This window comes from Streptomyces sp. NPDC024555 (assembly GCF_055559335.1).
Window position 1 is genome coordinate 142,205 of record NZ_JBVHKV010000001.1, and the last position, 20,125, is coordinate 162,329.

13 protein-coding genes and 1 pseudogene are annotated in these 20,125 nt (G+C 73.8%); 9 read left to right on the top strand and 5 right to left on the bottom strand.

Features of this window, described 5'->3' with window-relative positions:
* Position 1 precedes the first annotated feature (1 nt).
* A complete protein-coding gene (locus tag ACZ4FH_RS00640) occupies positions 2-1,327 on the top strand; it encodes a cation:proton antiporter (RefSeq protein WP_467301418.1) in 1,326 nt (441 codons plus the stop codon).
* Between the two features lie 46 nt (positions 1,328-1,373).
* Here the strand turns inward: ACZ4FH_RS00640 and ACZ4FH_RS00645 are convergent, their stop codons facing one another.
* Both ACZ4FH_RS00645 and ACZ4FH_RS00650 read right to left on the bottom strand, forming a co-directional pair.
* Positions 1,374-1,931, bottom strand: coding sequence for a MarR family winged helix-turn-helix transcriptional regulator (locus ACZ4FH_RS00645; protein WP_467301419.1), 558 nt, complete (start codon positions 1,929-1,931; stop codon positions 1,374-1,376).
* Between the two features lie 200 nt (positions 1,932-2,131).
* Positions 2,132-2,791, bottom strand: coding sequence for a class I SAM-dependent methyltransferase (locus tag ACZ4FH_RS00650; protein WP_467301420.1), 660 nt, complete (start codon positions 2,789-2,791; stop codon positions 2,132-2,134).
* 123 nt (positions 2,792-2,914) lie between these two features.
* On the opposite strand from ACZ4FH_RS00650, the gene ACZ4FH_RS00655 reads away from it, so the two are divergent.
* Positions 2,915-3,442, top strand: a complete 528-nt coding sequence (locus ACZ4FH_RS00655) for a nitroreductase family deazaflavin-dependent oxidoreductase (RefSeq protein WP_467301722.1) — start codon at positions 2,915-2,917, stop codon at positions 3,440-3,442.
* A gap of 54 nt (positions 3,443-3,496) precedes the next feature.
* On the opposite strand, the gene ACZ4FH_RS00660 is transcribed toward ACZ4FH_RS00655, so the two are convergent.
* Positions 3,497-4,582: a PucR family transcriptional regulator gene (locus ACZ4FH_RS00660; RefSeq protein WP_467301421.1), complete on the bottom strand. Its 1,086-nt coding sequence runs from the start codon at positions 4,580-4,582 to the stop codon at positions 3,497-3,499.
* 310 nt (positions 4,583-4,892) lie between these two features.
* On the opposite strand from ACZ4FH_RS00660, the gene ACZ4FH_RS00665 reads away from it, so the two are divergent.
* The 5 genes from ACZ4FH_RS00665 (at position 4,893) to ACZ4FH_RS00685 (ending at position 15,590) form a co-directional block, all read left to right on the top strand.
* Positions 4,893-5,519, top strand: coding sequence for a hypothetical protein (locus ACZ4FH_RS00665; protein WP_467301723.1), 627 nt, complete (start codon positions 4,893-4,895; stop codon positions 5,517-5,519).
* 171 nt (positions 5,520-5,690) lie between these two features.
* A complete protein-coding gene (locus ACZ4FH_RS00670) occupies positions 5,691-7,790 on the top strand; it encodes a flotillin family protein (protein WP_467301422.1) in 2,100 nt (699 codons plus the stop codon).
* Positions 7,791-7,932: 142 nt separating this feature from the next.
* Positions 7,933-12,843 (top strand): DNA repair ATPase, encoded by a 4,911-nt coding sequence (locus ACZ4FH_RS00675; RefSeq protein WP_467301423.1) that lies wholly within the window; start codon positions 7,933-7,935, stop codon positions 12,841-12,843.
* 74 nt (positions 12,844-12,917) lie between these two features.
* Positions 12,918-14,912 (top strand): potassium channel family protein, encoded by a 1,995-nt coding sequence (locus ACZ4FH_RS00680; RefSeq protein ID WP_467301424.1) that lies wholly within the window; start codon positions 12,918-12,920, stop codon positions 14,910-14,912.
* A gap of 90 nt (positions 14,913-15,002) precedes the next feature.
* The gene (locus ACZ4FH_RS00685; protein ID WP_467301724.1) at positions 15,003-15,590 is read left to right on the top strand and encodes a 3'-5' exonuclease; all 588 of its coding nucleotides are present in this window, start codon (positions 15,003-15,005) and stop codon (positions 15,588-15,590) included.
* A gap of 22 nt (positions 15,591-15,612) precedes the next feature.
* Here ACZ4FH_RS00685 and trpS read toward each other — a convergent pair whose 3' ends face one another.
* A complete protein-coding gene (trpS, locus tag ACZ4FH_RS00690) occupies positions 15,613-16,650 on the bottom strand; it encodes a tryptophan--tRNA ligase (RefSeq protein ID WP_467301425.1) in 1,038 nt (345 codons plus the stop codon).
* Positions 16,651-16,903: 253 nt separating this feature from the next.
* A pseudogene (locus ACZ4FH_RS00695) lies at positions 16,904-17,020 on the bottom strand (DUF6126 family protein); the annotation flags it as partial.
* Between the two features lie 195 nt (positions 17,021-17,215).
* Between ACZ4FH_RS00695 and ACZ4FH_RS00700 the strand changes: the two are divergent.
* Together ACZ4FH_RS00700 and ACZ4FH_RS00705 are read left to right on the top strand one after the other, a co-directional pair.
* Complete coding sequence (locus ACZ4FH_RS00700) at positions 17,216-18,916, top strand: SulP family inorganic anion transporter (protein WP_467301426.1); 1,701 nt, start codon at positions 17,216-17,218, stop codon at positions 18,914-18,916.
* Positions 18,917-19,037: 121 nt separating this feature from the next.
* Positions 19,038-20,123: an LLM class flavin-dependent oxidoreductase gene (locus ACZ4FH_RS00705; protein ID WP_467301427.1), complete on the top strand. Its 1,086-nt coding sequence runs from the start codon at positions 19,038-19,040 to the stop codon at positions 20,121-20,123.
* Positions 20,124-20,125 lie beyond the last annotated feature (2 nt).

A 20,125-nucleotide genomic window follows, 5' to 3' on the forward strand; every position in this document is an offset into this window, starting at 1 on the left:
CGTGCACGACACGACCGCACTGCTGGTGGAGCTCGGCTCCGTCATCCTCGGGCTGGGCATCATCGGACGGTTCGCCGGCCGCATAGGGCTCTCCCCCATTCCGCTCTACCTGCTGGCCGGCCTCGCCTTCGGCGAGGGCGGCCTGCTGCCCCTCGGGGCGAGCGAGGAGTTCACCGCCGTGGGCGCCGAGATCGGCGTCATCCTGCTGCTCCTGCTCCTCGGCCTCGAATACAGCGCCTCCGAACTGGTCACCAGTCTCAAGACCCAGTACCCGTCCGGCGCCGTCGACTTCGTGCTCAACGCGACACCGGGCGCCGTCGCCGCCCTGCTGCTGGGCTGGGGCCCGGTGGGCGCGGTGGCGCTGGCCGGGGTCACCTGGATCTCCTCCTCCGGCGTCATCGCCAAGGTCCTCGCGGACCTGGGCCGGCTCGGCAACCGGGAGACGCCCGTCATCCTCGGGGTGCTGGTCATCGAGGACCTGTCGATGGCCGTCTATCTGCCGCTCCTCACCGCGATGCTCGCGGGCGTCGGCCTGGCGGGCGGCAGCCTCGCGCTCCTCGTGGCGCTCGGCACGGTCGGCCTCGTCCTCTATCTGGCGCTGCGGCACGGCCGGCTGATCAGCCGCGCGGTCTCCTCCGACAATCCGGAGATGCTCCTCCTCGTGGTCCTCGGGCTGACCGTCCTGGTCGCCGGGGTCGCCCAGCAGCTCCAGGTCTCGGCCGCCGTCGGCGCGTTCCTCGTCGGCATCGCGCTCTCCGGTGAGGTCGCCGAGGGCGCGCGCAAGCTGCTGACGCCGCTGCGGGACCTGTTCGCCGCCGTCTTCTTCGTGTTCTTCGGGCTCTCCACCAATCCGGCCGAGATCCCGCCGGTGCTGCTGCCGGCCGCGCTGCTGGCCGTCGTCACCGTCTTCACCAAGATCGGCACCGGCTGGTACGCGGCGCGGCGGGCCGGGATCGGATCGCGCGGGCGCTGGCGGGCCGGCGGCACGCTCGTCGCCCGCGGCGAGTTCTCCATCGTCATCGCCGGTCTGGCCGTGGCGACCGAGCCCCGCATCGGGCCCATCGCCACCGCGTACGTCCTGATCCTGGTCATCGTCGGCCCGCTCACCGCGCGCTGGACGCAGCCGGTCGTGGAGATGATCCAGAAGCGCCGCGGCACCGCGGCACCGGCGCCCGCCGCGGCCGTCCCGGCCGTCCCGGTCGCAGGGACCGCCGAGACCGCAGAGACCGCAGAGGCGGCGAAGCCGGGTACGGAGGCCGCGGTTCCGGCGCCCGCCGCGACGGCGGACCAGGAACAGGAAATGGCCGGGTCGAAGGACGGGTCCTGACGCCCGCTCCCCGTGGCCGCGTCGCTCCCGGCGCGGGCGGACCCGGTCAGGCCGGGAGGTCCGGGGCCCAGCCCAGCGGGTAGGCGTCCGCGCCGCCCCCGGACGCCGCCGGTTCGCCGCCCGCCGCGGTGAAGGCGGTGAGGGCGTCGATCAGCGCGGTGCGCTGTTCCGGGGCGAGGCGGGCGACGACGGCCGCGATCTCCCGGCGGCGGGCGGAGGTCACGTCCGCCACCAGCCGGCCGCCCTCCGGGCTCACCCGGAGGGCGGTCTCGCGGCGGCTGGCCGGATTGATCCGGCGTTCCACCAGACCGGCGGCGATCAGCCGGTCCACCATGCGCATCGCGGTGGACGGGTTCACGCCGAGCCGTTCGGCCAGCGCGACGAGCTTGGCCTCGCCGTGCGTGGCGAGCACGACGAGCAGCCGGAACTGGGGCAGCGTCACCCGGTCCTCGACGGCGGCCAGCGAGCGGGCGGAGACCGCGACCAGCAGCCGCGAGGCGGTGAGCACCGCGCCCGTCACCGCGTCCACGTCGTCCCGCCCCGGGGCGTCGGGGGCGTCCGGATCGGACGGGCGTTCCTCGGCGGACTGTTCGTGCGCGGCCATGCCTCTTTGTACCGTGCGGGGGCGGCGTACTCGAATCGTTCCCGGAACGGGAACCGTGCCGGTGGCCGGGCGGACCCCCGGTCCCGGCGGAGCCGGTCCGGGCCCGGTCCCGGCTGACTCGGGCCGGGCTCAGGTCCGGTGGGCCCGGCCCCGGCGAACACGGTCCCGGCGAACTCGGTCCGGGCTCGGCCCCCGCGGGCTCAGTCCCGGCGGGCGAGCAGATGGGTCTCCCGGAACTGCCGGCGGTCGGCCGGCTGCGGTTCGCGCACCGCGCGGGCCACCTCGGACAGACCGGCCGCGCGCAGCAGCTCCGCCAGACGGCCGGGCCACCAGCGGTACGCCGGGGCCACCGCGTGGTCGAAGACCTCCGTCGGGGTCGCGGCGTCGTCGGTGGCCCAGAAGCCGATCAGCAGATGCCCGCCGGGCGCCAGCACCCGGTGGAACTCCGCCAGGATCGCCGGCAGCTCCTCGGGCGGGGTGTGGATGACGGACCACCGGGACAGCACCCCGGCCAGCGAGCCGTCGGCGAGGTCCAGCCCGGCCATCGACCCGGTGGTGAACCGCAGCTCCGGATGGGTCCGCCGGGCGGTCGCGATCATCTCGGCCGAGGCGTCGACCCCGCACACGGTGACGCCGAGCCCGGCGAGGTACGCGGTGACGTCGCCCGGCCCGCAGCCCAGATCCGCGATCCGTCCGGGTCCCCCCGCGTCGGCGGTCTCCCGGACGGCCTCGGCGAGGACGCCGAGCATGGCCCGGTCCAGCGGGCGGTCGCGCAACTGGTCGCGGAACAGCCGGGCGTAGGTGGGCGCGGCGGCGTCGTAGGCCTCGCGGGTGGCGGTGAGAGCGGCGGATTCGGACATGCCCGCGAGGGTAGCCGTCCGTACGGTGCGGACGGACCGAGTCCGAAACGGTGTCGAACCGGTACCGAATCCGCCACTCGTGACCATGACAGAACCTTTGGACTGTGCAACGTTTGCAGGGTGATGTCTGAAGCCGCCTCCTCGCCCGAACCGCACCGGCCGCCCCTGCCCACCGGCCGGCGGCGGACCCTCGCCCGGCTGCCCGTCCACATGTTCCGGGCGGGGCTCGGCCCCCTGTTCCGGGGGAGGCTGCTGCTCCTGGTGCACACCGGTCGCAGTTCGGGGCTGAACCGCCGCACGGTGATCGAGGTCGTGGAGTCCGCCGCCGACGACGGCCGGCGCAGCTGGACGGTGGCGTCGGGATTCGGCCCCGGCGCCGACTGGTACCGCAATCTGCGCGCGACGCCGCAGGCCACCGTGCAGGTGGGGCGCGCGTTCCACGCGGTGACGGCCCGGTTCCTGGAGCCCGAGGAGGGCGGGGAGCTGATGGCCCGCTACGCCCCGCGCCATCCCCGCGCCGCGCGCAGGCTCTGCGCCTTCATGGGGTTCGCCGTCGACGGCGGTACGGAGGACTACCGCCGGGTGGGCCGTGCGATCCCGTTCGTCCGGCTGGAGGAGAGCGCCCGCGCCCCGGGCGGCCGGGCCCGCTGAGGGCGTCCGCTGCCGGAACCCGGCAGCGGGCCCGCCGTCCCCCGTGGCGGGCGCTCAGATCTCGTTGGCGGGCCAGTCCAGCAGCCGGGCGCCGATCACCGCGGTCTGGAGGGTGTAGCGGTGCATCGGGTCGGAGGGGTCCGAACCGGTCAGCTGGTGTATCCGCTCCAGCCGGTAGGTGAGGGCGCGGACGCTCAGCGCCAGCCGGCGGGCCGTCTCGGCCGCGACACAGCCCGAGTCGAAGTAGACCGTGAGCGTCTTCAGCAGCGGTTCGGCGCCGCCCCGCGCCTCCTGGAGCGGGCCGAGTTCGCTGCGCACCAGATCGGCCATCGCCTGGCGGTCGCGGGTCAGCACGGGGTAGACGAGCAGATCGGCGGAGAAGAGCACGGGGTCGTCCAGCCCCATCCGCTCGGCCAGTTCCAGCGCCTCCAGGGCCTCGTCGTACGACTGGACCACCCCGCCGGGGCCGCGGTGCGCCCGGCCGACGGCCACCCGGCCGCCGTCCGTCGCGGCGTGCGCCTGCTTGGCGAAGTAGCGCAGCACATCGGGCTGGCTGCCGGGCGCGATGCAGATGAGCCGCCCGTCCTTGGTCGTCAGCAGGATCTTGCGGCCGCTGAAGCGGGTCAGCAGCGCGGACTCCACCTGCCGGGGCACGGCGTCCGTCTCGGTGTACGCCTCCGGGCCCGTCGCCACCGCGACGGCGTGCGCGCGGGAGAGCCGCAGCCCGAAGCGGGTGGCGCGCTCGGCGAGCCGGCCCAGATCGCTGCGTCCGTACAGCAGGTCGTCGATGAACTCCCGGCGGGCCGCCTCCTCGCGGCGCACGGTCAGCCGCTGGGCCCGCTCGAAGCCCTCGGCGAAGGCGTCGACGGCCTGTTCCACGGCGGCCAGCACGCTCTCGGTGGCCGCGGCGGTGGCGGCCGGGGTGGCGCCGGGGGCGGCGCCCGGCCAGCCGGTGCGGGTCTCGGCGAGGTGCATCCGGACCAGGGCGCGCAGTTGGTGCCCGGCCTCGGCGGCCTGCCGGCCCAGCGAACGCCGGGTCTCCAGCTCCTCGCGCGTGAGCCGGCGGCCGGACTCGGCCACGTCGGCCAGAATCCGGGCATAGCCCTCAAGGAAATGGTCGGGAATCACCGGTTCCGCCACGTACCCGCCTCCACTCCTGTGTCGCGTAGATATTTGCACAACCCATACGGGTGAGTGCCGGTGCCCGGCATGCCGACGGGGAGCAACACTGCCGGAATCCGGCAATGCGGTTCGGGGACCCCGGATGACACGATCTCTTCAGCACCGACCGGGGGACCACGGGGGAAACACGGGGGTGCACGGGGGAACGGGGGAAGACCCGGTCGCCGCGGGGCCGCGCACAGCGGCGTCGCGGCACCGGGGTCACCGCCGCACACCTCCGGACAGGAGCCGGCCCGAGCCGCCGGCGGAACGGCAGGGGGTGGAGACGATGCGGGAGTTCCTGGACGCGGCACTGTCCTTCCCGACCGTCCTCTTCTCCGCGGCGCTGGTCGTCGTCATCGCCTTCTGGCTGCTCGTCCTGGTCGGCGCCGCCGACCACCACTCCTTCGACGCCGATCTGGACGCCCATGCCGCCGGGATCGGCGGGGTGCCGGTCACGCTGTCGGTCTCCGTCATGGTCGCGGTCGGCTGGTTCATCTCGCTGACCGGTGCCGTGCTGCTGCACCACAGCGACGCCGCCGGAACCCTGCGCGCCGTCCTGGCCTGCGCGGTCCTCGCCGGGGCCCTAATGGTCTCCTGGGCCGTGGTGCGGCTGCTCGTCCGCCACTTCCGGCGCTTCTTCCCGGATCAGCCTCCTCCATCGCGCCAGGACTTCCTGGGCCGGGTCTGCACGATCCGGACGGGCTCCGTGGGCACGGACTTCGGCCAGGCCGAGGTCGCCGCGGCCGACGGCTCGACCGCGATCGTCCAGGTGCGCCAGCTGCGGCCGGACGACGCGGAGTTCACGGCGGGCAGCCCCGGGCTGCTCTACGCGTACGACGAGGACGGCGAGTTCTTCTGGGTCTCTCCGTACGACCGTGCGCTCGATCCGGGCCCGCCGACAGCGGCTCCGTAACTCCGGAGCCGTACGCCGCTCCGTCCTCCCGGAGCGCCCGCGCACCGCGCCGCCCACCGCCCGGACCCGCCCTCGCCGGTCCGGCCCGCCGCCGCGCGACCGCCCGTCCCGGGCGCCGCGCCGGCCCCTTCGACTTCTTCCGTTCCGCACCACCAGCCGCCAAGGACTGACATGGAAGCCATCTCCTTGGGCCTCGGCCTGCTCGTCGCCGTGGTCCTGCTCATCGCGATCGCCCTGCTCCTGATCATCACCCGGCTCTTCCGGAAGGTGGAGCAGGGCAAGGCCCTGATCATCTCCAAGACGAAGAAGGTCGACGTGACCTTCACCGGCGCCGTCGTCCTGCCGGTGCTGCACAAGGCCGAGTCGATGGACATCTCGGTCAAGACGATCGAGATCCGCCGCACCGGGCGCGAGGGTCTGATCTGCCAGGACAACATCCGCGCGGACATCCACATCACCTTCTTCGTCCGGGTCAACAAGACCGTCGAGGACGTCATCAAGGTCGCCCAGGCGATCGGCACCGAGCGGGCCAGCGACAAGGTCGCCATCCAGGAGTTCTTCGCCGCGAAGTTCTCCGAGGCGCTGAAGACGGTCGGCAAGCAGCTGGACTTCGTCGACCTCTACACCAAGCGCGAGGAGTTCCGGGACCGGATCATCCGGGTCATCGGGACCGATCTGAACGGCTATCACCTCGACGACGCCGCGATCGACTTCCTGGAGCAGACGCCGATGGCGCAGCTCGACGGCGCCAACATCCTCGACGCCCAGGGCATCCGGAAGATCACCGAGCTGACGGCGATCGAGCATGTGCGCACCAACGAGTTCCAGCGCACCGAGCAGAAGGAGATCACCCGCCAGGACGTGGACGCCCGGGAGACGATCCTGGAGCTGGAGCGCCGGCAGGCCGAGGCGGAGATCAAGCAGCGCCGCGAGGTCGAGACGCTGCGGGCCCGTGAGGAGTCCGTGACCGCCCGGGTCCAGGAGGAGGAGCGTCTGGGCGCCCAGGCCGCGTTCATCAGGACCGAGGAGCAGCTCGGCATCCAGCGGGAGAACCAGGCCCGGGAGATCGCCGTCGCGCAGAAGAACCGCGAGCGGGTCATCGCGGTGGAGAACGAGCGCATCGAGAAGGACCGGCTGATCGAGGTCATCAGCCGCGAGCGGGAGACCGAGCTGAACCGGATCGCCGCGACGAAGGAGGTCGAGGCGGAGCGCCGCGAGGTCGCCGATGTGATCCGTGAGCGCATCGCGGTGGACCGTACGGTCGCCGAGCAGGAGGAGTCCATCAAGACGCTGCGGTCCGTCGAGGAGTCGGAGCGCACCCGTAAGTCGGTCATCATCGCCGCCGAGGCGGAGGCCCAGGAGCAGCTGGTCAAGGACATCAAGGCGGCCGAGGCCGCCGAGGCGGCGGCGACCCACCGGGCCGCCGAGCAGCTGACGCTCGCCGAGGCCCGGCTGAAGACCGCGGACCTGGACGCACAGGCGAAGCTGCGGCTGGCCGAGGGCATCCAGGCCGAGTCGGCGGCGCCCGGACTCGCGGACGTGCAGGTGCGCGACGCGGCGGCGGAGGTCATCGAGAAGACCGGTCTGGCCGAGGCCGAGGCCGCGTCCGCGCGGCTGCGGGCCGAGGCGGAGGGGGCCAGGCTCAAGGCGCTCGCCACGGCCGAGGGCACCCAGGCGCAGGCGACCGCCGACGCGGCGATGATCGGCGAGAAGCTGAAGGCCGAGGCGGCGGGTCTGACGGAGAAGGCGGCCGCGATGGCGGCGCTGGACGACGCCTCGCGGGTGCACGAGGAGTACCGCCTGCGGCTGGCCGCCGAGAAGGAGATCCGGCTCGCCGGTCTGGAGGTCCAGCGGCAGGTGGCCGAGGCCCAGGCGACCGTCCTGGCCACCGGTCTGGAGAACGCCGACATCGACATCGTCGGCGGCGAGTCGGTCTTCTTCGACCGGCTGGTCTCGTCCATCTCGATGGGCAAGAGCCTGGACGGTTTCGTGGAGAACTCCGAGACGGCGAAGTCGCTGGCCGGACCGTGGCTGGACGGCACCTCGTCCTTCACGGACGACCTGACCCGGGTGCTCTCCTCGGTGACCACCGGCGATGTACGCAACCTCACGGTGTCGTCGCTGCTGATGCGGATGGCGCAGGCGCCGGGTGCGGGCGTCGGCGCGGACCAGGTACGTCAACTGCTGGACCACGCACGCTCGCTGGGGCTCGCGGACGTCCCCGTGACCGAGCTGGTGCCGCCGTCCCGCAACGGCACGCCGGTCGCCTGACCCCGGCGTCCGGACCGGTACGAACACCCACGACCGCGGCTGTTTCACGTGAAACGGTCACGGTCCCCGGGCCCGGCCCCATCCGGCCGGGCCCGTCACCGGGCGCGCCCGCTCGCTCGACGCCCCCCGTAAGGAGACCCGCATGGACACCGTGACCGCGCCCCCCGCCGGGCCCGAGGCCGGGGCCTACGACGTGCTGCGGCGCCGGCTCGGCGCCCAGGCCGCGGAGCTGGTGCGCCGGGCCGAGGCGCTCAACGCCCGCCGGACCAAGGAGTTCGGCTCCACCGGGCTGCGGCTGCTCGGCAGCGAGCAGGTCCGCACCGAACGGCCCTCGGTCCCCCGGGACCTGGTCGCCGTCGGCGGACAGCTCCTCCTCGGCTTCGAGCGGGGTCCGGGGCTGCGCGGGGAACCGGGCGTCGACGAGGTGCTCGCCCTGTACGGGGCGGACCTCACGCCCGGCACCGGGGGGCTGCTCACGGACGAGGCGTTCGTCCGGGAGTTCCACGGACTGCACCGCTACTTCCGCGACGCGCGGCTGCTGCGGCTGCGCCGGACCGAGGGCCGGCTGCTGGCCGTCTTCCGCACCGGCGAGAGCGCCGAGGACATCCGGGTGCTGCGCTGGGCGCTGAACGCCGACGGCTCGCCGGGCGCCTTCCTCGACGCCCGGGGCGAGCGCGACCACGTGTTCCCGCCGCAGCACGACGTCACCTGGGTCACGGCGGGCCGGGAGGCCCATGTCGCGGGCCGGCATCCGCACATCGCCATCGGCGAGGAGCCCCGGCTGTTCGTCGACACCCTGAACGGCCGTCTCACGGTCAAGACCGTCAACGACACGGACACCCCCGACGGGATCTACCGGGAGCCGGTCGCCGAACCGCTCCAGTCGCTGGCCGACGCCGAGGTCGAGTACGCGGAGCTGGGACCGCTGGTCCTGCTGCGGATCCGCCCCTACAAGGAGGAGGCGCGGCGCCACCTCGTCTTCAACTCCCTGCTGGGCACGGTCGTCCGGCTCGACGGGATCGGCCCCGCCTGCCACCGGCTCCCCGAGGACCAGGGCCTGATCTTCCCCGGCGGCTACTACCTGACCTCCGGCACCGCGAAGACCTTCGACATCGCGCAGCCGCTCACCGACCCCGTCTTCGAGGGGGCCGTGCGCTCCCCCAACGGCGAGGACGTCCTGTACGCCTTCCGCTCGCGCGAGGACGGGCGCGGTCTGCTGCTCCCGTACAACCTGATCCGCCAGGAGGTCGCGACCCCGCTCCAGGGCCGGGGGCACGGGCTGCTCGACGACGGCACCCTGCTGCTGCTCCGGGAACCGGTGGAGGGGCCGGACGGGGGCGCGGCCCGGGTGCATCCGGTGCAGCGCTGGCAGACGCCGTACGTCTCCGACACCCATGCCGCCTCCCGCCCGGCCGGGGACGGTCCGCTGGCCCGGGTCGGCAACGCGGACCTGGTGCGCGGGATCTCGGACTGCCTGGCGCTCGCCCACGGGGCCGCCGCGACCACGCCGACCGCCGCGGTCTACGAACAGCTCGTCGCGGACTGCTCCCGCGCCACCGACCGCTACCACTGGCTCGACGACGAGGCGCTCGGCGCGCTGGGCGAGCCGCTGGCCGAGCTGAGCGGGACCGCGCGCCAGGTGCTGGCCGAGTTCGCCTCCGTACAGGAGGAGACCCGGCGGGCCGCCGAGGCCGTCGAGGAGACGGCGGAGCGGATCACCGCGCTGGTGCGCACGGTGCGCGGCGAGGCCCCGCGCACGGCCGCCGAGTGGGTCGGCCGGCTGACCGGACTGCGCGGTGCCCACGGCCATCTGGCGACGCTCGCCGAGATGCGGTACGCGGACACCGAGCGGATCGCCCGGCTCACCGCGAGCACGGCGGAGGACATCGAAGCCGCGGGGCGGCGCGCGGTCGCGTTCCTGTCCGGGCCCGACGCCTTCACCGGCTACCACGAGGACGTCGCCCGGCTCACCGAGGAGGCCGCCGCCCTCACCACCGTCACCGACGCCTCCGCGCTCGGCGAGCGGCTGGCGTCGATGACGGACGGCCTGAGCACGGTGACCGAGGTGGTCGCCGGTCTCGACATCGGCGACGGCGTCGTGCGCACCTCGATCCTGGAGCGGATCGCGGAGGTGCTGGGCGGGGTGAACCGGGCCCGCGCCACGCTCGGGCACCGCCGCCGGGAGCTGGCGGACCGGGAGGGGCGGGCCGAGTTCGCCGCCGAGTCCGCGCTGCTGGGGCAGGCCGTCACGGCCGCGCTGGCCGCCTCGGACACCCCGGACGCCTGCTCCGACCAGCTCGCCCGGCTGCTGCTCCAGCTGGAGAACCTGGAGGCGCGGTTCGCGGAGTTCGACGACTTCCTGGCCGAACTGGCCGAGCGCCGCACGGAGGTGTACGAGGCGTTCTCGGCCCGCCGCCAGACCCTCGCGGACGAGCTGGCCCGCCGCACCGAGCGGCTCGCCGGTTCGGCGCACCGGGTGCTGGAGACCGTCGCGCGCCGCAGCGCCGCGCTGGCCGACGCGGACGCCGTGCACACCTACTTCGCCTCCGACCCGATGGTCGCCAAGGTCCGCCGCACCGCCGAGGAGCTGCGCGGACTCGGCGACACCGTACGGGCCGAGGAACTGGACGGGCAGCTGCTGGCCGCCCGTCAGGAAGCGACGCGCGCGCTGCGGGACCGGGGCGAGCTGTACGCGGACGGCGGGGCGACGATCCGGCTGGGCCGGCACCGCTTCGCCGTCAACACCCAGCCCTTCGAACTGACCCTGGTGCCGCAGGACGACGGGCTCGCCTTCGCCGTCACCGGGACCGACTACCGGATGCCGGTCACCGACCCGGAGTTCGCCGCCACCCGGCCGTACTGGGAGCAGACGCTGCCCTCGGAGTCCCGGCACGTCTACCGGGGCGAGCACCTGGCCGCCCGGCTGCTCGCCGAGCACGGCGCGGACCGGCTGGCCGCGCTGGAGGAGGGCGGGCTGGCCGCGCTGGTGCGGGAGTCGGCCGCCGCCGCGTACGACGAGGGGTATCAGCGCGGGGTCCACGACGAGGACGCGACCGCGATCCTGACCGCCCTGCTGGAGCTGTACCCCGGCGCGGGGCTGCTGCGCTGCCCGCCCGCCGTCCGCGCCGCCGCCCAGCTCTTCTGGGCGCACGGGACGGACGAGGCGCGCCGTGTCTCGTGGACCCGCCGGGCCCGTTCGCTGGCCCGCGCCCGGGAGACCTTCGGGCTGTCGGCCGCGGTGGACGCGCTCCAGGAGGAGTGGGCGGCGGAGATCGCCGGGGACGGGGCGGCGGCGGTGGCCGCGTACCTCTTCGAGGAGCTGACCGGGGGACCGGAGGGCTTCGTCACGGCGGCCGGGGTCCGCACCTTCCTGGACAAGTTCCGCCGGACGACCGGGACTCCGGCGTACGACGAGGACCTGGCCGCGCTCGCGGACGACCTGCCGGCCCGCCGCCAACTGGTGGAGGGATGGCTCGGCGCGTACGCCGCGTCGAGCGGCGGCGAGCCGGACGCGGGCCTTCTCGCGGAGGCCGTCGCCGTCGAGCTGTGCCCCGAACCGGTGCTGGCCCGCTACGACAGCGACGCGCCGCTGACCGCGCGCGTGGACGGTCTGCTCGGGGTCCATCCGCGCATCGAGCGCGGCGCGCTCACCGTCCGCATCGACGAACTGCTGGCCCGCACCGAGCGGTTCCGCGCCGAGACGGTCCCCGGCTTCCGCGCCTACCAGCGCCGCCGCACCGCCCTGGTCGACGCCGAGCGCGCCCGGCTGCGGCTGGAGGACCACCGGCCGCGCGTAATGTCGGCGTTCGTCCGCAACCAGCTGCTCGACGAGGTGTACCTGCCGCTGATCGGCGACAGCCTCGCCAAGCAGCTCGGCACCGCCGACGCCGGCCGGCGCACCGACTCGCAGGGGCTGCTGCTGCTCGTCTCGCCGCCCGGCTACGGCAAGACGACGCTCATGGAGTACGTCGCCGACCGGCTGGGCCTCGTCCTGGTCAAGATCAGCGGCCCCAACCTGGGCCACGACGTGACCTCGCTCGACCCCGCGCAGGCCGGCAGCGCGACCGCGCGCCAGGAGATCGAGAAGATCAACTTCGCGCTGGAGGCGGGCAACAACACGCTGCTGTACCTGGACGACATCCAGCACACCTCGCCGGAACTGCTCCAGAAGTTCATCCCGCTCTGCGACGCCACCCGCCGCGTCGAGGGCGTCAGGGACGGCGAACCGCGCAGCTACGACCTGCGGGGCAAGCGCTTCGCGGTCTGCATGGCGGGCAATCCCTACACCGAGTCGGGCGAGCGCTTCCGGATCCCCGACATGCTCGCCAACCGGGCCGACGTCTGGAACCTCGGCGAGGTGCTGAGCGGACGCGAGGACGTCTTCGCGCTGAGCTTCGTCGAGAACGCCCTGACCGCCAACCCGGTCCTGGCCCCGCTCGCCGGACGCCCGCGCGCCGATCTCGCCCTGCTGCTGCGCCTGGCCGCGGGCGACCCGGCCGCCCGCGCCGACCGGCTCGAACACCCCTGCACCCCGCCCGAGGTGGAGCGGATCACCGCCGTGCTGCGCCATCTGCTGACGGCCCGGGAGACGGTGCTCGCGGTCAACGCCGCGTACATCGCCTCGGCCGCGCGCACCGACGCCAGCCGCACCGAACCGCCCTTCCGGCTCCAGGGTTCGTACCGCAACATGAACCGGATCGCCGAGCGGATCATGCCCGTGATGAACGACGCGGAGCTGAACGCCGTCGTCGAGGACCACTACGCGGGCGAGGCCCAGACGCTCACCTCGGGCGCCGAGGCGGCGCTGCTGAAGCTCGGCGCGCTGCGCGGCACGCTGGACGCCGCGCAGGCCGCGCGCTGGGCCGCCGTCACCGCCTCGTACGTCCGCGCCCAGGCGCTCGGCGGGCCCGAGGGCGATCCGATGACCCGGGCGGTGGCCGCGCTCGGCCTCCTCGCGGACCGGATCGCGGCCGTGGAGAGCGCCATCGGCCGCGCCGCCGATCCGCGCCGGCTGCTCGCCCGCCCGGATCCGGGGACGTACGAGGACCGCTGAACGTTGACCCCGTGCCGGGTGCCCGGCACACCCGGGGACCGCCGACCGTTCCGCCCACGCGAAAGGACCAGGGCATGCTGGGACACGTGCCTCCACTTCCGCAGCAGCCCCAACGCTCCCCGTTCTCCGGCCACATGGTCGTCTGCGGCGACGACGCGCTCGCCCAGCGGCTCGCGGTCGAGCTGCGGTACGTCTACGGGGAGCGGGTCACCCTGGTCGTGCCGCCGGAGCCCGGCCGGACGGCCCGGCCGGAGCTGCCGCTGACCGGACGCGGCCGGGCCGCCGCGCTGTTCGGCCGGATGTCGTCCGCGATGAACCGCTCCGGGAGCTTCGGCAACGGCGGCGGGAACGGGGACAACGACACCAACGCCGGGGTGGAGGCGGTCCGGATCCTCCAGGCCGCGGAGCCGTCCGACGAGGCCTTCGAGGAGGCGGGGGTCGATTCGGCCGCCGCGCTGGCCCTCGTCTACGACGACGACGAGCGCAACATCCGGGCCGCGCTCACCGCCCGACGGCTCAACCCCCGTGTCCGGCTGGTGATCCGGCTCTACAACCGCAAGCTGGGCCAGCATCTGGAGAACCTGCTCGACCAGGCCGCCGCCGTCGCCTCGCCCGGCATCGACCAGACCGCGCTGGACGCCTCCACCACGGTCCTGTCCGACGCGGACACCGCCGCGCCCGCGCTGGCGGCGACCGCGCTCGCCGGTTCCAGCAAGGTCATCCAGGCGGAGGGGCTGCTGCTGAGGGCCGCCGAGCGCACCCCGCCGCCCGGCGGCCAGGTCGCCGACCCGGGCCTGTGCACCCTGGCCCTGCTCTCCTCCACGACCCACGATCCGGCCGGCACCGAGGGCTCCGACAGCAGCGGCGACGAGGGCCCCCAACTGCTGCCCGACCAGACGCAGGTGGCCGCCGCGACCGGGCGCGGGACCGTGGTCCTGGAGGCCGTCAGCCAGGCCGGGCCGGCCGGACGGCGGCGCCGGATGCGGGGCCGGGGAGCGCCGCTGAGCCAGGTGTTCTCGCGCCGGCTGCGCTGGTCGGCGCTGGGGGTGGGCACGGCCGTGCTGGGCCTGGCGGTGGCGTCCACGTTCACCACCGGGGACGATCCGCTGCACGCCGCCTACCTCACCCTGCTCGACCTGTTCGCGATGGGAGATCCGGCGATCGGCGACCCGACCGCCCGGCAGATCATCCAGCTCCTCTCCGGGGTGGCGGGCCTCATGCTGCTCCCGCTGCTGGTGGCCGGGGTGCTGGAGGCCTTCGGCTCGCTGCGGACGGCCTCCTCGCTGCGCCGCCCGCCGCGCGGACTCTCCGGGCACGTGGTGCTGCTGGGACTGGGCAAGATCGGCACCCGGGTCCTGGTGCAACTGCGCGAACTGGGCATCCCCGTGGTGTGCGTGGAGGACGATCCGGACGCGCGCGGCATTCCGGTGGCGCGCCGGCTGCACGTACCGGTGGTCATCGGGGACGTCACCCAGGAGGGCGTCCTGGAGGCGGCGAAGATCCAGCGCTCGCGCGCTCTGCTCGCCCTGACCAGCGTCGACACCACCAATCTGGAGGCCGCGCTGTACGCGCGCTCGGTCAAGCCGGATCTGCGGGTGACGCTGCGGCTGTTCGACGACGAGTTCGCCACCGCCGTCTACCGCACCCTGCGCACCGCCCATCCGCAGGCGCTGACCCGCTCCCGCTCGGTGTCCCATCTGGCGGCGCCCTCCTTCGCCGTGGCGATGATGGGCCGGCAGATCCTGGGCGCGGTGCCCGTGGAGCGCAAGGTGATGCTGTTCGCCGCGGTCGAGGTCGCCGGGCATCCGCAGCTGGAGGGCCGGACGGTCGAGCAGGCGTTCCGGGCCGGGGCGTGGCGGGTGCTGGCCCTGGACGTGGCCCCGCCCGCCGACCGCCGCCCCGATCTGTCGCCGCAGCCGCCCGGCACGGCCCAGGAATCCCCGGGCGGCCTCGTCTGGAACCTGCACCCGGGCTATGTCCTCCAGCCCACCGACCGCGTCGTCATCGCGGCGACCCGGCGCGGCCTGGCGGAACTGCTGCGCAGACGCGCCTCGCTGACCCCGCGCTGACCCGGCGCCGGCCCCGCGCTGATGGAGGGGCCGGGCCCCGAAATCGGGATGCCCGGCCCGCGTCCCGCCTCCTACGCTGCCCCCATGGACATGGACAGTGGCCCGGGGGACCTCCTCAACGTCGTGGACGTCGAGGCCACCTGCTGGGAGGGGCAGCCGCCGCCCGGCGCGGTGAGCGAGATCATCGAGATCGGGCTGACCGTCGTGGATCTGCGGGCCGGCGAGCGGCTGGCCCGCCACCGCGTCCTGGTCCGCCCCGCCCGCTCCACCGTCAGCGCCTTCTGCACCGGGCTGACCGGCCTCACCCCGGCGGAGGTGGCCACCGGCGTCCCCTTCGCCGAGGCCTGCCGGCTGCTGGCGGCCGAGCACGGGGCCGGGGTCCGGCCCTGGGCGAGCTGGGGCGACTACGACCGCAAGCAGTTCGAGCGCCAGTGCCGCGCGACCGGCGCCCCGTATCCGTTCGGCCGCCGCCACACCAACGCCAAGATCCCCTTCACCGCCGCCCACGGCCTGCGCAAGCGCCCCGGTATGGCCGAGGCGCTGCGCGTCGCGGGGCTGCCCCTGGAGGGCCGCCACCACAGCGGCGCGGACGACGCGTGGAACATCGCCGCCCTGATCCTGGACCTGGCGGCCCGGGACGCCTGGCCCCCGCCGGAGACCTCCCCGACCGGTTCCTAGGACGTGTCCGGAAGACAGCGCCCTAGACCAGCCCGCCCATCGCCTCCCGGACCTCCTTCAGCGTGGCCTCCGCCAGGGCGTTGGCGCGGGCGTTTCCGGCCCGGAGCACGGACCGCACGTACCCCATGTCCCGGGCCAGTTCGGCGCGACGGGCCCGCATCGGGGCCAGCCGGGTGTTGACGGCCTCGGTGACGGTCCGTTTGAGCGCCGCCGCGCCGCCGTTCCCGATCTCCTCGGCCACCGCGTGCGGGGTGCGGTCCAGGCAGAGGGCGGCGAGCAGGAGCAGTCCGGACACCCCGGGGCGGCGGGCGGGGTCGTAGGTGATGTGCCGCTCCGCGTCCGTGGTCGCCCTTCTGATCAGCCGGGCGGTCTCGTCCGCGCCGGCGCCGAGCGGAATCGAGTTGCCCCGGCTCTTGCTCATCTTCGTGCCGTCGGTGCCCAGCAGCAGCGGGGCCTCGGAGAGCAGCGCCTCGGGTTCCGGGAAGACCCGTCCGTACCGTTCGTTGAAGCGCCGGGCGATCGTGCGGGTGAGCTCCAGATGGGGCAGCTGGTCCTGGCCGACCGGCACCAGATTGCCCTTGCAGAAGAGGATGTCGGCCGCCTGGTGGACCGGGTAGGTGTACATCAGCCCGCTGACGGAGGACTGCCGGGAGTGGGCGATCTCGTCCTTGACCGTGGGGTTGCGGCCGAGTTCGGCGACCGAGACCAGGCTGAGGAAGGGCAGCATCAGCTGGTTGAGCGCGGGGACGGCGCTGTGGTGGAAGACCACCGAGCGCTCCGGGTCGATCCCGGCGGCCAGATAGTCGAGCAGCAGGCCCTCCGTGGTCTCGGTGAGCCGCTCGGCCACGTCCCGGTCGGTGAGCACCTGGTAGTCGGCGACCAGGACGAACACCTCCACCCCGAGTTCCTGGAGCCGCACCCGGTTGTGGAGGGTGCCGAAGTAGTGGCCGAGGTGCAGGGCCCCGGTGGGCCGGTCTCCGGTCATCACCCGGAAGCGTGCGGGGTCGCGCCGGACGCGCTCGTCGAGCGGGACGGTGTCCGGGGCGTGGGTCGTGGTCATGGCGGGTCTCTCCTCGCGGTGGCGGATGCGGCGAGGACGGCCCTTCCGGCTCGGAGCCGTACCGGAAGAGGACATGGAGAAGGGCCGTCCTTTCGAACGGCCCTGGTCCCGTGCTGAAGAGGTGGCCGCTCCTAGGAGGAGCGCCACCAGCGACGGCAGGGGAGGAAGGTCATGGCCCCAGCATAGGGGCGGGTGCGGGGGCGGCGCGGCCGATTTCGACGGTGGGTGCCCGCGGGCGCGGGGGCGGCGCCGTCTACTTCTTCGCGTGCTCGCCCACGTAGAAGAGGATCCAGATGAACCCGGCGAACAGGTGCGTGGCGAAGACGTAGACGCCGACGCGCAGGGCGACGCCGCGCTCCTTCCAGCGTTCGGTGCCACCGGCGGCGCGGGTGTCGTCGGCGGCACGGGGGGTGTCTGCGCCCGTCGTTCCGGTGCCGCTCATGGTCCGCCTCCGTCCGGTGGGGCCCGTGCGGCCACCGTCCTCCAGGGTACGCACCGCGGGGCGGCTCGGGCGGGCGGAGCGACGAGGTGCGGGACTCACCCGACCGGGTTCTACTGGGGTGCCATGAGCGAGGCGGGCAGGAAGCCGGGGCTGGGACGGCCCACACCCTCCGATGTGTCAGCCGGTCTGGTCACGGGGCTCTTCTCCATTCCCGAAGGCATGGCCTACGCGGCGATCGGCGGTTTCAGTCCGGTCAGCGGGATCTACGCGGGCGTCGTGCCCACGATCCTCGGTTCGTTCTTCGCCCGTACGGTCCTGATGGTCACCACCCTGACCTCGGCCATCGCGCTGACCTCGCAGAGCGTGCTGTCGGGGGCGCATCTGGATCCCCGGGACGCGGGGAACGTCGCGACCGTCTCCGTGCTCGCCGGGCTGGTCATGGTGGTCCTGGGGCTGCTGCGGCTCGGGGCGGTGATGAGCTTCGTCTCGAACGCGGTGATGACCGGGTTCTCGACGGGGATCGCCGTCCAGATCATCACCGGCTCGCTCGACGACGCCACCGGCTACAAGCCCCGTGGCCACAACCGCCTCACCCAGTTGGGCGACTGGCTCGTGCACATCGGCGACTGGAAGCCGACCACCACCCTGACCGCCCTGGTCACGGTCGCCGTCTGGGCGCTGGTCCGGCTGGTGCGGCGGCTGGAACCGGTGGCGGTCCTGATCGCGCTGGTCGCCGTCAGCCTCGGCGTCGGGCTGTTCTCCGTCGAGGTGAAGCTGGCCCGGGACATCGCCCATATCCCGGCCTCGCTGCCGCACTTCACCGCCCCCGACCTGTCCACGGCCGGCGCGCTGCTGCCCGGGGCCTTCGCCGTGGCGCTGGTCGCGCTCGCCCAGGCGGCGTCGATCGGCCCGACGGTCCGCAACCCCGACGGCTCGAAGTCGTCCGTGGACGGCGACTTCGTCGCCCAGGGCCTCGGCAACATCGGCGGCGGCCTCTTCGGCGCGCTGCCCGCAGGGGGCTCGATGTCGCGGACCGGGGTCGCCGTCGGCGCGGGGGCCCGCACCCGGTGGACGGGGATCTTCGCCGGGGTGTGGCTGGCGCTGCTGGTGCTCACGCTGGGCTCGCTGGCCGAGCGGATCCCGATGCCCGTCATCGGCGGGCTGATCATCGTGATCGGCTGCGAGCTGATCGGGGGCCGCCGCAAGGACATCCTGCTGGTGGTCCGTACGTCCCCGCTGCCGGCCGCCGCGATGGTGGTCACTTTCATCGCCACCACCCAGCTCCCGCTCCAGCAGGCGATCGTGATCGGGGCGCTGCTCTCGCTGCTGCTGTACTGCGTGCAGGCGGCCCGGCAGAGCGGGCTGCGCGGTCTTGAGCGCGGCTCCGGCCCCGGCAGCTGGCGGTTCACCGATCCGCCCGCCCGGGTCGGACCGGGTGAGGTGCGGGTCCTCTTCTACGGCGGGGCGAGTCTGTTCGCCGAGGCGCCCCGGATCGACGCCCAGTGGCCCGATGTGTCGCGGGCGCGCGGCTCGGCGGTCGTCCTGACGCTGCGCACCGCCCCGGAGGTGCCCTCCTCGGCGGTGGTGAAGCTGCTGAGCCGGTACGCGGAGGAGCTGGACGCGCACGGCGGGCGGCTCTATCTGGCGGGCGTCCAGCCCCGGCTGCTGGCGGTGCTGCGGCGCACCGGGCTCACCGCGGAGCTGGGCGACGACCGGGTGGTGCCCGCGCGGCAGGAGGTCTTCGGGGCGCAGGAGGAGGCGGTCGAGCGGGCCGAGCGCTGGGTGGCGGAGCGGCGCGCGACGGGTGTGGACGCGCCGGAATAGGACGGCGGGGCACTCCGTTGTAGGGTGTGTCCAGATAGTTCAACGTTCAACAACAAGGGATCGGCCACCCGGGCCGTCCCCGGCCACGGCCACAACGGCGAGCACCAAGGAGGCGGGCGCCATGCAGTTCGGGATCTTCACCGTCGGAGACGTCACCACCGACCCGACGACCGGGCGGACCCCCACCGAGAACGAGCGGATCAAGGCGACCCTGGCCATCGCGCAGAAGGCCGAGGAGGTCGGACTCGACGTCTTCGCGACCGGCGAGCACCACAACCCGCCGTTCGTCCCCTCCTCGCCGACCACCACCCTCGGCTACCTCGCCGCCCGCACCGAGCGGCTGATCCTCTCCACCTCGACGACCCTGATCACCACCAACGACCCGGTGAAGATCGCCGAGGACTACGCCACGCTCCAGCACCTCGCGGACGGCCGCGTCGACCTGATGATGGGCCGCGGCAACACCGGACCGGTCTACCCCTGGTTCGGCAAGGACATCCGCCAGGGCATCCCGCTCGCCATCGAGAACTACGCCCTGCTGCACCGGCTGTGGCGCGAGGACGTCGTCGACTGGGAGGGCAAGTTCCGCACCCCGCTCCAGTCCTTCACCGCGACCCCGCGCCCGCTGGACGGCGTCCCGCCGTTCGTCTGGCACGGCTCGATCCGCTCCCCGGAGATCGCCGAGCAGGCCGCGTACTACGGCGACGGCTTCTTCCACAACAACATCTTCTGGCCGATGGAGCACACCAAGAAGATGGTCCACCTCTACCGCCAGCGGTACGCGCACTACGGCCACGGCACGGCCGAGCAGGCGATCGTCGGCCTCGGCGGCCAGGTGTTCATGCGCAAGAACTCGCAGGACGCGGTACGGGAGTTCCGTCCGTACTTCGACAACGCGCCGGTCTACGGGCACGGCCCCTCGATGGAGGACTTCACCCGGCAGACCCCGCTGACCGTCGGCTCCCCGCAGGAGGTCATCGAGCGGACCCTGTCCTTCCGGGACGCCGTGGGCGACTACCAGCGCCAGCTGTTCCTGATGGACCACGCCGGGCTGCCGCTCAAGACGGTCCTGGAGCAGCTCGACCTGCTCGGCGAGGAGGTCGTCCCGGTGCTGCGCAAGGAGTTCGCCGCGCTGCGGCCGGCCGGAGTCCCCGAGTCCGCGCCGCTCCACCCGGCCGTCACCGCCGCCACCCCGAAGGAGAGCTGAAC

Coding starts and splice junctions, on each gene's coding strand:
- ACZ4FH_RS00645 (WP_467301419.1), bottom strand. CDS start 1,931: ATGGCCGCGCACGAACAGTCCGCCGAGGAACGCCCGTCCGATCCGGAC.
- ACZ4FH_RS00650 (WP_467301420.1), bottom strand. CDS start 2,791: ATGTCCGAATCCGCCGCTCTCACCGCCACCCGCGAGGCCTACGACGCC.
- ACZ4FH_RS00655 (WP_467301722.1), top strand. CDS start 2,915: ATGTCTGAAGCCGCCTCCTCGCCCGAACCGCACCGGCCGCCCCTGCCC.
- ACZ4FH_RS00665 (WP_467301723.1), top strand. CDS start 4,893: ATGCGGGAGTTCCTGGACGCGGCACTGTCCTTCCCGACCGTCCTCTTC.
- ACZ4FH_RS00670 (WP_467301422.1), top strand. CDS start 5,691: ATGGAAGCCATCTCCTTGGGCCTCGGCCTGCTCGTCGCCGTGGTCCTG.
- ACZ4FH_RS00675 (WP_467301423.1), top strand. CDS start 7,933: ATGGACACCGTGACCGCGCCCCCCGCCGGGCCCGAGGCCGGGGCCTAC.
- ACZ4FH_RS00680 (WP_467301424.1), top strand. CDS start 12,918: ATGCTGGGACACGTGCCTCCACTTCCGCAGCAGCCCCAACGCTCCCCG.
- ACZ4FH_RS00685 (WP_467301724.1), top strand. CDS start 15,003: ATGGACAGTGGCCCGGGGGACCTCCTCAACGTCGTGGACGTCGAGGCC.
- trpS (WP_467301425.1), bottom strand. CDS start 16,650: ATGACCACGACCCACGCCCCGGACACCGTCCCGCTCGACGAGCGCGTC.
- ACZ4FH_RS00700 (WP_467301426.1), top strand. CDS start 17,216: ATGAGCGAGGCGGGCAGGAAGCCGGGGCTGGGACGGCCCACACCCTCC.
- ACZ4FH_RS00705 (WP_467301427.1), top strand. CDS start 19,038: ATGCAGTTCGGGATCTTCACCGTCGGAGACGTCACCACCGACCCGACG.